This is a genomic window from Xenococcus sp. PCC 7305 (genome assembly GCF_000332055.1).
Classification (GTDB): Bacteria; Cyanobacteriota; Cyanobacteriia; order Cyanobacteriales; family Xenococcaceae; genus Xenococcus.
On sequence record NZ_ALVZ01000175.1, the window covers coordinates 22421 to 37287 of the forward strand.

13 protein-coding genes are annotated in these 14867 nt (G+C 36.1%); 6 read left to right on the forward strand and 7 right to left on the reverse strand.

Annotation, left to right across the window (positions count from 1 at the left end; translation table 11 throughout):
* Nucleotides 1-37: 37 nt before the first annotated feature.
* On the reverse strand, nt 38-1816 hold the full coding sequence (locus XEN7305_RS12465; RefSeq protein WP_006509793.1) for an ABC transporter substrate-binding protein: 1779 nt from the start codon (nt 1814-1816) through the stop codon (nt 38-40).
* A gap of 172 nt (nt 1817-1988) precedes the next feature.
* On the opposite strand from XEN7305_RS12465, the gene XEN7305_RS12470 reads away from it, so the two are divergent.
* The 3 genes from XEN7305_RS12470 (at nt 1989) to XEN7305_RS29025 (ending at nt 4559) form a co-directional block, all read left to right on the forward strand.
* Nucleotides 1989-2717 (forward strand): 16S rRNA (uracil(1498)-N(3))-methyltransferase, encoded by a 729-nt coding sequence (locus tag XEN7305_RS12470; protein ID WP_006509794.1) that lies wholly within the window; start codon nt 1989-1991, stop codon nt 2715-2717.
* Nucleotides 2718-2746: 29 nt separating this feature from the next.
* Complete coding sequence (lepB, locus tag XEN7305_RS12475) at nt 2747-3841, forward strand: signal peptidase I (RefSeq protein WP_006509795.1); 1095 nt, start codon at nt 2747-2749, stop codon at nt 3839-3841.
* Nucleotides 3842-4403: 562 nt separating this feature from the next.
* A complete protein-coding gene (locus XEN7305_RS29025; protein ID WP_158500396.1) occupies nt 4404-4559 on the forward strand; it encodes a hypothetical protein in 156 nt (51 codons plus the stop codon).
* Here the strand turns inward: XEN7305_RS29025 and XEN7305_RS12480 are convergent.
* The gene (locus XEN7305_RS12480; protein ID WP_006509797.1) at nt 4529-5050 is read right to left on the reverse strand and encodes a hypothetical protein; all 522 of its coding nucleotides are present in this window, start codon (nt 5048-5050) and stop codon (nt 4529-4531) included. The genes XEN7305_RS29025 and XEN7305_RS12480 overlap by 31 nt on opposite strands.
* 605 nt (nt 5051-5655) lie before the next feature.
* On the opposite strand from XEN7305_RS12480, the gene XEN7305_RS12485 reads away from it, so the two are divergent.
* Nucleotides 5656-6825, forward strand: coding sequence for a WD40 repeat domain-containing protein (locus XEN7305_RS12485; protein WP_006509798.1), 1170 nt, complete (start codon nt 5656-5658; stop codon nt 6823-6825).
* Between the two features lie 19 nt (nt 6826-6844).
* Entirely contained in the window at nt 6845-8038 is a 1194-nt protein-coding gene (locus tag XEN7305_RS12490) for a WD40 repeat domain-containing protein (RefSeq protein WP_006509799.1), read from the forward strand.
* 12 nt (nt 8039-8050) lie between these two features.
* Here XEN7305_RS12490 and XEN7305_RS12495 read toward each other — a convergent pair whose 3' ends face one another.
* Together XEN7305_RS12495 and XEN7305_RS12500 are read right to left on the reverse strand one after the other, a co-directional pair.
* Nucleotides 8051-9421 carry a flippase gene (locus XEN7305_RS12495; RefSeq protein WP_006509800.1) on the reverse strand — a complete coding sequence of 457 codons (1371 nt, stop codon included), beginning with the start codon at nt 9419-9421 and terminating at the stop codon, nt 8051-8053.
* Nucleotides 9422-9433: 12 nt separating this feature from the next.
* The gene (locus XEN7305_RS12500; RefSeq protein WP_158500397.1) at nt 9434-10669 is read right to left on the reverse strand and encodes an O-antigen ligase; all 1236 of its coding nucleotides are present in this window, start codon (nt 10667-10669) and stop codon (nt 9434-9436) included.
* 471 nt (nt 10670-11140) lie between these two features.
* On the opposite strand from XEN7305_RS12500, the gene XEN7305_RS12505 reads away from it, so the two are divergent.
* Nucleotides 11141-11941: a carbon dioxide-concentrating mechanism protein gene (locus tag XEN7305_RS12505; protein WP_006509802.1), complete on the forward strand. Its 801-nt coding sequence runs from the start codon at nt 11141-11143 to the stop codon at nt 11939-11941.
* A gap of 64 nt (nt 11942-12005) precedes the next feature.
* Here the strand turns inward: XEN7305_RS12505 and XEN7305_RS12510 are convergent, their stop codons facing one another.
* The 3 genes from XEN7305_RS12510 to XEN7305_RS29030 all read right to left on the reverse strand — a co-directional run.
* Complete coding sequence (locus XEN7305_RS12510; protein ID WP_006509803.1) at nt 12006-12545, reverse strand: YdcF family protein; 540 nt, start codon at nt 12543-12545, stop codon at nt 12006-12008.
* A gap of 253 nt (nt 12546-12798) precedes the next feature.
* A complete protein-coding gene (locus XEN7305_RS28205) occupies nt 12799-14454 on the reverse strand; it encodes a Calx-beta domain-containing protein (RefSeq protein WP_006509804.1) in 1656 nt (551 codons plus the stop codon).
* 173 nt (nt 14455-14627) lie between these two features.
* On the reverse strand, nt 14628-14867 hold a 240-nt coding region (locus XEN7305_RS29030), incomplete at its 5' end, for a hypothetical protein (RefSeq protein ID WP_006509805.1).

A 14867-nucleotide genomic window follows, 5' to 3' on the forward strand; every position in this document is an offset into this window, starting at 1 on the left:
AGAAGGTAGAGGGCAGAAGGTTTACTTCTGCCCTCGTTTATTCAGTAATTTTTAATTCTTCTAAATTCCAAAAAGCTCCTCCCAAAGCTGAATAATCAATTGGCTGAACTCTATTTCTAACAGCACTTAAAGAAAAAGGATTAATCAAATAAATAAAGGGCACTTTTTCTTCTACTAAGGTCTGAATTTCGGCATAGATTGCTTTACGTTTCTCGAAATCTAACTCTCTTGCTCCATCAATAAACAATTGAGCGATTTCTTCTTCCCAAGGTGCGATCACTCTACCTTCGAGGGGGGTTTGTCCGGGCCCTGTGTCTTGGTTAAACATATGTAAATTACCATCGGTAAACCAAATATTAGCTCCTCCATTGGGTTCATTGCCTCCTGTTAAACCCAAAAGAATACATTCCCATTCCAAGGAGTTACTCAAATTATCTACTAATACATTGAAAGCTAGAGGTTTGAAATCAACTTGTATCCCAATTTTTCTCAGATCTTCCTTGATTTGTGAACCCATCGATTCTCTGGTTTTATTGCCTGCATTAGTCCCCAGAGTAAAACTAACCCGATTCCCATCGCGATCAAATAGTTCTCCTTGATCGTTATAAGTAAATCCAGCAGCAGTTAGGAGACTTTTCGCCTTTTCTGGGTTGTATTCATAACCTTGTAAGCCATCATAATAAAAAGGTGATTGCACCGAAACCGGAGAAGTTTGAGGTTCGCCCAAGCCTCGAAATATATTATTAATCATCCGTTGGCGATCGAGCCCATAAGCCACAGCCTGACGGAATTTTACATTATTGAACCATTTTGACTTGATAGGATCAACTAATGGTTTCCCATTGCGACTACCTTGATTAAGATTGAAAGTAATATAAACCGTGCCATATTGTGCGCCACCATTATAGATAGTATAGTTGCCTTTATTTTCTTCTTTTTTTAACAGAGAAAAATATTCAGGAGAGACACCAATAGAATCTAAGCCCCCAGAGCGAAACTGTAATAAAGAAGTATCCTGAGATTCAACAATTTCCCAAACAACTTGTTGGATATGGGGCAAAGTTTCTCCATTGACTCCTTTTTTCCAATAATAGGGGTTGGCCTCAAAAATAATTCGCTGGCTAGTTTTATATTCCTTTAGTTTGTAAGCACTACTAGCAACAATTTCTGAGGGTGGAGTATCCACTGCCCAAGTAGAAAGAAAAATTAAATTACCATCTTGATTACGATGCTCTATAGTTTTTTTGAGAATATGTTCTGGTAATATTTCTTGTCCAACGCTGCTAAAAAATGGGGCAAAAGGTTCTGACAAAGTAAACTCTATTTGTAGGTCGTTGAGTTTTTTGACTATCGGCAGTTTTTGACTTTGACCAATCCGTAAGGTATCTTTGGCGCTCGTTGGAATTTCCTCATTGAAATATAATTGATTGAAACTAAATACGACATCATCTGCGGTTATTGGTTCGCCATCAGACCATTTTAAATTTTTTCTCAGGGTAAAAACGACCTTTAATTTATCGTCCGAAATTGTCCAGGATTCTGCTAAAGCCGGTTCAGTTTTTCCCGTTAAGGGATTTTCTGTTACTAAGCCATCAAAAATCATTGAGCCGACAGAACCGCTGGTGGCATCTTGAGATATTACAGGATTAAAAGTCTTGGGATCTTCAAGGATTGATTGTACTAATTGTGTCACTGTATCCTTGTTTGCTTCAATAAGGGTGGGATTGCAACCAGTTAGAAATATTGTATAAATCGCGATTAAAATTAAAGCTATAGATTTTTGTTTAAGGTTTCTAAAAATATTAAATTTACTCATAATATTATTTTTTTCACTAACTAAAATTGTTTCTTCTTCCTCATCCCTAATTCCTCATCCTTCATCCCTCATCCCTCATCCCTAATTCCTCATCCTTCATCCCTCATCCCTCATCCCTAATTCCTCATCCTTCATCCCTCATCCCTCATCCTTAATTCCTCATCCCTTCAACATGTCTAAACATTTATCTCGCCTAGTATTTTCTCCGAAGCAACAACAAGAAGATTCTATTCATTTAACCACTGAACAACAACATTACCTAAAAAGAGTTCTCCGATTAGGAGAAAGCGATCGCTTTATTGCCATGGATGGACAAGGAAAATCTTGGTTAGCCGAGATAATGGGGGTAAAAGCACAATTAATAGATTCTATAGAGCTCGAAACAGAGTTACCAGTTGATATTAGTCTGATTACTGCTTTACCGAAAGGTAATGGTTATGAACAAATAATCCGCTCCGGTACAGAATTGGGAGTTAGCTGTTTTATTCCCGTTTTAAGCGATCGCACTATTCTCAAGCCAAGTAATAATAAAGTAGAACGCTGGCGAAAGATTACTACCGAAGCAGCTGAACAATCAGAAAGACAGATTGTTCCCCAGATTATAAACCCTGTTGCCTTTAGTAATGCGATTGAGAATTTAATCCCCGCTAAAGGCGATCGCTTTATTTGTGTTGCGCGCACAGGTACTATCCCCTTCATAAATTGCTTACAGTCACTCACTCAGAAAAATATTGTCATTGCAACGGGGACAGAAGGAGGTTGGACAAAAGAAGAAATTGCCCTAGCAATCTCTCATAATTTTCAGCCAGTATCTTTGGGCCAACGAATTCTAACAGCGGTTACTGCTCCGATCACTGCGCTATCTTTAGCAGCTGCTATTCTGGAGGAGTCTCCAATGTAACATTATTAAAATCATTTATATTTTTAACCTTGTTAGGTAACACAGTTCAAAAAGAGCCTTGGTTGGCCGTTAATCTATCTTTATTTTTTCCTGGTATGGGACAACTATATGCAGGCAAATTTTATAAAGGTAGTAGCTTATTCTTGCTTCAGTTTAGTTTGATTATTCTTTCTTTTTGGTCAATTTTTAGTCCTAGGGGAAATACGGTTAATGCCATATTCTGTCTGGGAATATTAGTCATAGTTTATATATTCAACTTGATTGATGCCTATTATTGTTTAAAGATTAAGCAAGCAACTAAATCAACTAAAAAGAAGAAAAATCCTTGGTATATTTTTAAAAATCAGCGCAGTCCTTGGTACGTTTTTTTTCTGTCTCGTATTTTTCCTGGGTTAGGGCAGATTTATTTACGACAACCGATTGCTGCTGTGATTTTTATTACAAGTACGATTGTTTTTGGGCTACTAGATGACTATCGGCCTTCTTTATTAATCATCCCACCAATTATCACCGCAATATCTGCCCATCATGCTTATTTTAATTTTCCAAAATTGAATTATGATAATCGCCAAAAATATTACGTTTCGCGATCGCTTTTGGCACTGATGACAGGTTTAATTTTTATCTTAGGCGTTACCAATACTTGCATACCCAATTGGATTGATCATAGAGTAGACAAATTCGCGATTCCGAGTAGCTCGATGTCGCCAACTTTGCAAATTGGTGATCGAATATTTGTGAGTAAATCTGGAAATTATCAACCGCAGTTGGGCGATGTTATTGTTTTTACCGCGACTCAAACGGCGAAAAAACTAGACCCAATTATTGCGATCGCGGGAACTAAATTTTTTATCAAAAGAGTAGTCGGTCTTCCTGGTCAAAAGATTAGAATTGAAGATGGTATCGTTTATGTTAATGATTTTCCTTTAGCAGAAGACTATATTCAAGAAATACCTAATTATTACTTGCCAGACAATAGAATTCCTGATGATAGTTATTTTGTTTTAGGAGATAATAGAAATAATAGTTTTGATTCTCATTTTTGGGGATATTTACCAGAAGATAATATTGTAGGGAAGGCCTATAAAATATATTGGCCACCAGAAAATATTCAGGCTTTATAAACAGCCCTACAAATAGCAGAGCTATTTAATTGTCATCAGTTAGCTTTACACAAAATCATTATCATCAATATTTACTGCATTGATATTAGTCAACGTAGCTAAAGTTTCATTGGTGGCAGTTTCAAGAATGTCAGTGTCTGCGCCACTTAAGCTTATTGCTTATTATCTAAATCCTCCCTCATCTATGCAACGCCCAGTCATTTTTATATTTATCCTTTAACTAGTTGAATAAGAAATTTTTGTTTAAGTTAATGGCTCGATACAAATTTGAGAATAGTTAAAATCATGTAGATATTTAACTAGTATTAGAAATTTATTTTGTACCTTAGCTCTACTAACATTTGTTCGTCTTAGGATTAAATGAGGCGTAGTATTTTCGTCAAGACGAAATACTTCCAATAGTGGTCTTTGTTCTCCATCAGGGGAACCAGGACGCATTACCGCTAATATGTTTTCACTTAAAGATAATTCTCCAAAACTATCAATAACTGTAGTCGAACCATTATTGAGGTTTCTGATCAGTGTTTTGGATGATTTCCGATGACCATAAGGATAATACCAAGTGACACCATTAAACCCAACCGCAGCAAATGGTTGGGAAATTGCTACCGTGCTTCCTAAAGCGACATCTTCAACAGCTATCTTTATTGGTTCGGCTTGTGGTCGAACTAGATCGAACAGCCAAGCTCAACCAGTGTTATCAAGTGATGATGAGTAACCAACTAAAAGTAAATTTTGCTCCAGAGCGACTCTACTTCCATAAAAGCTTTCATTACTACCTAAGTACTTTTCGCCCATATCAGGCAAACTAAATTGCTCGATCTTGCCCTGACGTAAGAGATTAAAGCGAACTAAATTTGATTCTGGTTCTCTTTGCACCAACAGTTCGATAGGTTGGACATCTGCATCTGTTTTAAGGTCGATTAAATATCTCCGATAAGAATATTTAGGAGATGTATTGATTGCTTGAGATGGAGATAAACTATCCCTTAAAACATCTGAATTTCTGATTCTGGCAGAGATTGTCAAAATATCTCCGTTTAACTCTAGCCCGTGGCCAAATATAGAACCCTCTCTATCTAAAGCTAAATCTTCAGGGGGGAGAATTTCCCTAGTTCTGCTCCATCTACCAGCGTCATCTGAAGTATAAATAATCACCTTATTTACTCCGATATCCCCGACCCCTAAATACTTATCATTAACAACCACAGAAGAACCAAAGTAAGCTTGACTGTCATTTGGCTTGGGAAAAAAGCAGTTTTTTTAGGATTAAATATATTTATTTTCTCCAAAAATGTTTTCTGATGACTGACAGAGCAATACCGGTATTGCTAACTTATATAAGGACAGTTAGCAGTGCTTAAAAATCCAGGCAAACTACCATCAACCTCTAAATCATGAATCAATGAGAGGTAATAATTGTTAATTAATAAATTCTTTGTTTGGGAAGATATTCTGTTTTTTAAAGGTAAGACAATCTAACTCAAAACCCATACTAGAGATTATGATAGATAATCATTAGCTATCATAATTTTTATGATATTTGTGGTTGCAACAACAAATTCAACAACAATATAATAGACATAACAAATGAACGTCAATAGTTATTAGTGATTTTTTTAAAGGAAGATTAATTGTAATTTAAAAAATGATAAAAAAGTTATATCATTTTTATTTACAGCTAAAAACAATAGTTGTTTCCCCTTAAGTAATTCCTCGGGATAAATCAATTAATAAAATCTAATAATATTTCGGGATTAAACTAATAGAATATAAAACAAAAATCTTAATAAACTAGAAGATAAATTAATATAATGCCTCACTCCAAATTTCTCAAAATTATAATTATTATCTTTGTTACATCTTCATTAATACTTTTTCTAGGTAGAGGTAAAACATGGCAACTTCCTAGTTCTAGTAAAGTTATTGCCTTCAGTCCCAATGGAGAGATGTTGGCGACAGGTTCGGGCATACCAATAAATTACAATTTTATTCATGGTGTTTCTTCTACGGTTGAAATACGAAGAGTCTCGGATGGGAAAATTATTCAGACCTTGGAATTTCCTTTCGCTACTAGTCTTGCTTTTAGCCCGAACAATAATCTGATTGCAGCAGGTAATGTTGGAAGAGAAATAAAAATTTGGCGTATTAGTGATGCTCAATTAGTTCATTCTTTTACGAGAGCAAAGATTAACAGAGCCCGAACAACTTTTATTGCCTTTACTCCAGATGGACAAGCTCTTATAGCATCAGCAGGAAGATATTCTAGGATTAGTGATAAACCAAGCCAAATAAGTGTTTGGGAACTCAATAGTGGTTATAGCCGCTATACAATCTCAAAGCCTTATACGTGTGTTGCTGCTAGTCCAGATGGTGAAATACTTGCTTTTGGTGGTCAAATAAAACCTTTGGCTTTGTATAAATTAAAAGATAGTACTCAATTGAAATTTATCAATACTAAGCCAAGTATTTGCAATCATCTAAAATTTAGTATGGATAATAAAACACTAGTATTTCAATCTTATTCTGGTCAAACTAGAGATACTCATGTTTATGATGTTGAGAATGGTAAACTATTGCGAATTATCCCAACACAAAATCCATACGAAAATAAATGGTATCTTAGTGATATTGCTATAAGTCCAGATAGTAAGTATTTAGCAGCTTCGTATAAAATTAGTCGCACATCAGATTTTTTATTTAGTTTTCCTAACGTGTTGTTTGATCGAATTCGTATCTGGAATATAGAAGATGGTGGATTAGTAACTTCATTTATCGGACATGGAAAAGGAACTAATACAATTGCATTTAGTCCTGATAGTAAATGGTTAGCTTCTGCAGGAAAAAATAATACAATTCGCCTTTGGCCAATGCCACCGCGTAATTATATTTGGGTTTTCTTGTCTATTACTAGTGGTGTGATTCTGCTTATGTATTCGTTGATCAATATATGCTCTAATTGGTCTAAGAAAAACAAAATTTAGCTTGATATAGAATGCAATAATGAATTATGAACAACTAAGCATGTATTATCATAAATACATAAAAATTACATTTTTTATCTTTTTCCTAATTGTTTTAATAATAAAATTTTTTAGTAGATACAAAGATTGGGAAATACCTAGTTATAGTCGTGATATTGTCTTTAGTTCAGATGGGCAGTTACTGGCTACCGCTTCAGGAGAAGGAAAATATGGAAAATCTTCTAAAGTTGAAATTCGAAATATAGAAAATAAAACAACTATTCAATCCTTGGATTTTTTATATGCTACACATATTACATTTAGTCATGACAATAGTTTAATTGTCGCAGGTAATTATTATGGTGATATCAAGGTATGGCGACTCGATGATGGTAAATTAATTCATTCTGTTAATAAAGCATTTACGGATGGAGGACAAATAGCTTTTTTGGCTTTTTCTCCTGATCAAAAAACTTTAGTAGCATCAGCAACAGTCAGATCTACTTCTACAAATAGAAATATTACATCGGTAATAGCATGGAACCTGGTAAATGGAGAACAACATTATGCCTTATCTACTCCTGCTAACTGTGCTGCGGTTAGTTTTGACAGTAAAATATTTGCTGTCAGTAGTTTTAAGAAGCCTTTAAGTATTTACCGATTAGAAGATGGAAAATTACTTAAAAAGATTGAGAAAGGCTCTAATACTTGCAGAAGACTGAGATTTAGTAATGACGGAAAATTAATTGCTTTTGCCTCAATTTTCGTTGAAAAAAATGGTGTTTATATTATAAGTCTGTTAGACGAAAAACTAGTTCGTGTGATTTCTCATTACGATCCTTATAAATACCAAGAACTACCAAGTGATATTGCCATAAGTCCTGACGGTAATTACTTAGCTGTGTCATATGGTGTGATAGAAGGAAATGATAGTATCATGATTGGTCCGAGTTTTGACTTTCCCAAAGGATTATTTGGCAAGGTTCGCTATTGGCATATTAAAAGCGGACTTCCAATTGCTACACATCGTGTCCATTGGATGGATACTAGAGCGATCGCATTTAGTCCTGATGGCAAATGGTTAGCATCTGTTAGTGGTGGTCGGGAAAATAATCGGGTTCGCTTGTGGCGGATGCCACCATATTCTGGATGGTTTTGGTTGCTTGGTACCGCAGGTTTCGTCACACTTGTTTATTATCGAAGAAAAGAAATACTAGAGTGGCTTGATATTTAAATAGTTCTGTAATTATCTTAATGATTTATTCTTAAACACTTTTCTAATTTGATTTAAATAAATTAAATTTTGTCGCCAACGAAATATAATCAACAGCGATTTTGTGAGCATCAATCCTGTTTGTCTCATCGGAGTATAGAAAATACAGGATAAATAAGTTGCCACAGCATAGGATATGATAGTTGCGATCGCAGCACCCACTCCCTGATAAAGAGGAATTAACCATAAATTTAAAACAACATTTGTTAAAGCGCCTAAACTCGTAGTAGCAAAATTAAATATAGTCAAATTTTCTATCATCAGCCATTTACTACGGGCAACTCCTAAAAAGACAAAAACTCCTGCCCAAATATGCCAAGATAAGATAATACCCGCCTTAGCGTATTCTGTTCCCAAAAGATAAGTCAATAAAGGCTTCGCTAAGAATGTAGTAGGAATTGCAATGCCAACAGCAATAGCTACCATCAAATCATATAATTGCTGCAACTTGGCATGATATTTTTTTAAACTTTCTTTTCTCACCCTAATAATAGCAGGAAAGCAAGAACCACAAATCGCTACGGGAAAAAAATACCAAATTTCTGAAAATTTTACTGCTGTAGCATAATTCCCTACTGCTACAGAGTTTGTCATATTACCTAGCATAACCTGATCAATTTTCATGTAAATTGTAATCATCACACTAGATAAAATTAAAGGGAAAGAATCGCGTAAAACTAATTGAGCCCTGGCAAAGTCAAATTTCCAGGAAAAGATCGAAAAACGATATTGACTGTAAATCCAGATTTTTAGCACAGCCTTTAGTAAATAATCGCCAAAAATCAGCCAAGCAAAAGCAATCAAAGAAAAATTTAGCCAAATAAATAATAATTTAAGAGCTGAAGTTATCACTAATTGAATACTACGAATTAAGGAAATAGCTTTAGAATTTACCTGGGACTCAAACCAATAATCAATATTGTCAAAAGCTGTAAAAATTAAACCCCAAGCAAGAATCATATTTATAGTGTGCAATTCCTGATTGTAATTGAATTTTGCACTGCTAATGATAACTAAGCTACAAGCAACTATTGAACCTAATACTTTGAGGATAAAAGCTGTCCCTAGAATAGTATTTTTAGCTTCTGGTTCTCGGACTAAATTACGCACAACAATTCCATTGAGTCCTAACTTTGTGATCGCTTCAAATAATGCAACAAAGCTAATGCAGTAACTCAGCTTACCAAAATTTTCTACTCCCAAATATCGCACCAGATAAATAACGATAGAAAAGTTAACTATCATAGCAAAAACTTTTTCTATCATTAGCCAGCCGATATTACGAATTATTTTTTGTAATCCAGGACTAAAATTATCAATAATTGTGGCTATTTTTTTGAACATAGAGAATTTTAATTAATGTTCAATGCTAACCATTGGCTTCATTACAATCATTCTTGTGGATGATTTGTGTGGTTTTGTCGCTAAACAAAAACTCATACCGACAAAATAAGCCAATTGTGATGGATATCCATAAATAGGAGCAGCGCATAAGTTGATCACCAATAAAAATACCCAAATAATGTAGACATCCCGATTGGGCGTTTTTTGAGAGTAAAAAATAATAATAAAAAATGGTAATAAAATTACTATTAGACCCACAATGCCACCTTCAGAAAAAGTAGAGAATATAGCACTTTCATAATGGTAATTATATTGATCGTATCTCAGTAATTTGTTCTTTTTGACTGCTACATTAGAAGTCCCTAAGCCGTAGCCAATATAAGATTCTGAATCTGTAAATAATAATATTCCTTGATACCAAGCATAATATCTTTTATAGTTAGCCAACTCCTCAGTAGACAAGCCACTACTTAGAATATTTAATGCCTTGGTATTGATTTTTTCGTATAGCTTTGCTTGTAAAATAGGAGCTGTAATAATTGCAATAACACAGAAAATACCAATCAGCATTTTTCTTTGACTTTTGCTTTTGCGAGATAATAAGAAAAATCTCAAAACTAAATAACCAATCATTGCTGATGCCAATAATACAGGAGCACGACTCAAAGAAAAGAAACATCCTAGCCAAACTAAAGATAAATTGAGAATCATACCCCAAAGATATTTCCTTTTTTCTCCTTCAAGATTAAACAAAATAACACTAGATAGAATACCCAAAGATAAAATTGGATAAACGCTAGTTGAACCACCAATAAAAAAGGAGCCCCTTCTTTGTCCACCTCGTAGTTTGTTTTGCAAAACCCCTGCTTTTTCTTCCCATTTAACTAAACGCTGTCCAACGATAGGAACATCAACCAAGATCCCCAAAGAATCAGAGACAATACCAATAGAAATGATATTGGATAAAAGAACAATAAAAATCAATAATTTCTTAAATAATTTGTATTTTCGCTTAATATATGCAAACAAATATACACAAGTATAAAAAGAGAAATAGGTAAACAGTCTGTAGATAATAACAGCTAAAGGAATCTCTCTAATGAACAATGATATTATCACTGATATCAAGGAACATATCCCTAAAAGTATTAGGAAAAAGTCTGGAGTTTTTTGTTCTTTTTTATTGAGTTTTCCTCGGACAAATATCCAAGTATAGCCCCATAATAATACAATTAGGCTTAGTTCCAAGATAGTGGCGACCCTGGGGAAAATGAGATCTAATAACGTCGGAGAAGAAAATATTATTAAATAGAAAATTAGAATTCTTAGGGTTTTTGTATACATAGCGATCGCATTTTGTTTGAGACAACTTTTATAGCCAATTATTCTTCTTATGAATATTTTTCGTTTATTTTTCCTGGTTCCCCATTCCCCCTGACCTAATAGATCGCTGTAACCTTCACAACTTTCTTGTGTTGACTCTGACATATCAAATCTGCAATCCTCAATCATAGATTTGGCTAAAGATTCCGATAAGATAGACCAAAGCTTTTCCTTAAGCAAAGATGTTATCTTAAAGATAAATTCATATTTGATCGGCTATCATGTAGGCCGTAAACTAATAGAATCTAGGCAATCCTCTCCAGGATGTAAGGCCCATACCAAGGAACGACCGAGCTTACAGCAGCACTCCCACTTGCAACGGAAAGACAACATTTCATGGCTAACCTGAATTTGCGACATACAACAGCAAGGAATCAGCGATACTACGACTCAGAGCACCCATTTAAAGATACGGCCTTGGGTTTAGTGTCCACGACAAGTTTTCCTGCGATCGTCGGCACGGCAGACATGATGTTGAAATCTGCCGAAGTGACCATGGTGGGATACGAGAAAATCGGGAGCGGTCATTGTACGGCGGTAATTCGAGGCAATATTGCAGACGTGAGGTTAGCCGTAGAAGAAGGGGCAAAAACCGCAGAGAAGTTCGGCCAGCTAATATCTAAGCTGGTAATTGCTCGTCCCATGCCTAATTTAGAAGCAATATTTCCCATTGGCTCCCAACTAGTAGAATTAATTCAGAAAAGAAGGGGCTACAGTCGCCTGAGTAATCGCTCAATTGGGTTGCTTGAAACCAGGGGGTTTCCGGCAATGGTTGGTGCAGCAGATGCCATGTTGAAATCAGCTGATGTACAGCTTGCTTCCTATGAAAAAATTGGTGAAGGTCTTTGTACCGCTATTATCCGAGGTTCAATCGCAAATGTAGCCATGGCGATCGATGTCGGAATGCAGGAAGCAGAAAGAATTGGCGAGTTACATGCTGTGATGGTTATTCCCAGACTGCTAGAAGATTTAGAACATACTCTGCCTGTTGCTAGTTACTGGGTTGAAGAACAAGATCCCCTTCCTGTGTTACTTCCCAATAAGGTCGAAGAAAAAGTCAAAGAGCCTATTTTATTGCCACAAAGACAAGCTCAACCTATGCCTCTCAAAAAAATAGTAGAAGTTGAAGAGTTATAATTGCGGTAGTTTTTAGCAAATGCAGCCTTTCTCTTCTGTCTCTACTTCATTGCCCATTCAACCTTCATTCTTTTCTAGTAACAGCCAAACTGTTTCCTGTCGCCAACCAAAGAATTGATCTAGCACAGTCTCTGACAGATTTTTCTATGGGTTCAGGCGGATAGGAGGAAGGTACAGCAAGCGGTTTGAGGACAATTCCACGACTACCAAAAACAATTTCCCCGATGATACGAGCACGAGTCATATGGTTTTCCGAGGTGATTAGGTAAACACTATCTATACCCTGGGCTTCGAGTTCATCTACTAAAGTGGTGAAATTCGTTACCGTATCACTAGCACGATAATCTAAGTGTAGGCGATCGCCTTTGATACCTCTAGTAGCGAAAATTCTTTTAACATAATCTTGGGGGCTACCACCAGATACCCAGATATCTAGATGGGGATATCTTTTCCCCAACTCCGCAGCAAATTTTTCCCTTTCTTCATGTCCACCCAAAACTAATACTGCATCTGGTTGCACAAGATAGCTTTGTAATTGTTTATAACCAAAGCCACAGGAAATTGATACTAATAGAATTAATAGCCATTGAATTTTACGACTCATGGTGAATGATGGAACTTTGTGGATTTTATCTTTACGCAAAAACACGGATAATGGTTTATTTTTCAGAAAAAAATGTCCAATAGGCATTCTAGATTTTTTTTCTCAAATCGTAACCCCATACTGCCCAAAAGTTATAAAAATATAGTTAATAATTGATGGAAAAACCACATAGATGACTATGTGGTTCCTTTTTGTTTATAATTGTGCGGGCTGAGAGTAGCGTTTATTAGAAGTCAATTAATTTAATGGAACTTTAGATAAAATCATTAATGTCAATATTAGTTGCATCTATTCCCTTGACAGTCGCAATTGTTTCCATAGTCGCCGTCTCAATAATATTAGTACTAGACCCTGCTTGAGCAATGGTAAGAGCGCTAAAATCCAGACTACCTAACTCTAAAAAGTCAATTCCATCCTCAAAATCTTTAATGATGTCTTTATTCTCAGTAGTAGTGGATTCTAGCCTAAAGTAATCGCTTCCCGCCTTTCCATATAAGATATCTAACCCTAAGCCTCCAATGAGAGTATCATTGCCATCACTTCCATACAATTTGTCATTATCGTCGTTGCCTTGAAGGAGATCGTCACCATTCCCTCCGTTGAGAGTGTCATTCCCATTCCCTCCAACTAGACTGTCATTGTTATTATTTCCTTTGAGAACATCGGCACCATTACCTCCAATGAGAGTATCATTGCCATGACTTCCATACAACTTGTCATTATCATCGTTACCTTGGAGGATATCGTCACCATTTCCTCCATTGAGGGTATCATTCCCATTCCCTCCAACTAGACTGTCATTGTTGTTATGTCCTTTGAGAACATCGGCACCATTACCTCCACTAAGAGTATCGTTGCCATCATTACCATATAGACTGTCATTATCATTGTCACCGTAGAGAATGTCGGCACCAGTTCCACCACTGATATTATCATTGCCATCTAAACCAGAGAGAAGGTCATTTGCTGCTAATCCAGTGAAGACATCGTCATAGAGAGAACCAATCGCTTCAATCGCTTCAATGTTAGCAAAGGTCATAGTATTAACCCCGTCACTATATTCCCCACTGCCACTATTAGTGGAGGAGTAAATAATGCCACTAGGACTTTGGCTGAAATCAATACTCAGAATATCAAAGCCTGCCTCACCATCAATATGAGGAACTTCTAACCCAGTGACAATGAAATAATCATCATCATCGAGGATTTCCAGAGTAGCGGTGCTATTAGAACCGAGAGCCAATTCAGGAATACCAGGGAAGGTTTGTAGTTGGAGATTTACTGTTTCTGTCCCTTCATATTCCCCATCATCTAAGATATCAAAGACAATCGTTTGAGTAGTTTCTCCTGGTTGAAAACTTACTGATTGAGGTTGTGCAAACAGATTCAAGTAATCTAATCCTTCAGTGGCGGTCTCATCGCTCCAGAAAACTTCCACCTCAGCAAAGTTGAAGAGATTACCGGTACGAGTAATGGTGACAACAGCCTGTTCATCCTCATTTCCCTTATAAACTGTTTGAGCAAAATCAAAATAGGAAACTTCATTATCGCGGATTTCTACAGTGGCAGTGCTATGAGTTCCAATAAAGGTGTCGGGAATACCAGGAATAGTTTGGAGTTTAAGCTCAATAATTTCAGTACCTTCAAGATCATAATCATCAAAAATCTCGAATTCGATTATTTGAGTTTCCTGTTCAGGTTGAAAGCTGACAAAGAAAGGAAAAGCGAAGGAATCATAGTCAAGACCTTGTTCTGCCGTGCCACCAGTTAAGAAGACTCCAATATTAGAAGAGTTATTCAGATTCCCACTACGAGACAAAGTAATTGTAGCTAGATTGGGATAGACTAGCTCACTTTCACTGACTGTATAAACGACTTGGGAAGATTCAATCAAGGATTCATCTAGCATAATTATAATTTAGCGTGCAATTATCTCCACAATATTGATTAAAAATGCCAAAGCGAGGCGCTACGCGCCCCGAGAACAGGATCTCTACGAGAGACTTTAAGTCGTCGCAATCGCAAAAATACAAGATTGGACGAAAAGATCAAACCAAATTTCTGCGCTCTTCAGCTCTTTCATTAAATATTTTCTGCAAATTCGATGTAAGAAACTTCGTTATCGAGAATCTCCAGACTGACACTATCTTGATTGCCAAAGACTATATCTGGACTACCAGAGAAGTTTAACAGTTGTAGTTCAACTGTTTCGGTACCTTCAAGTTCCCCATCATCAAAGATCTCAAACTCAACAGTAGTCGTGGTTTGTCCAAAATCAAAGTAGGCATTCTGATATAAAGAGTAATCAGAACCGTCTTGTGC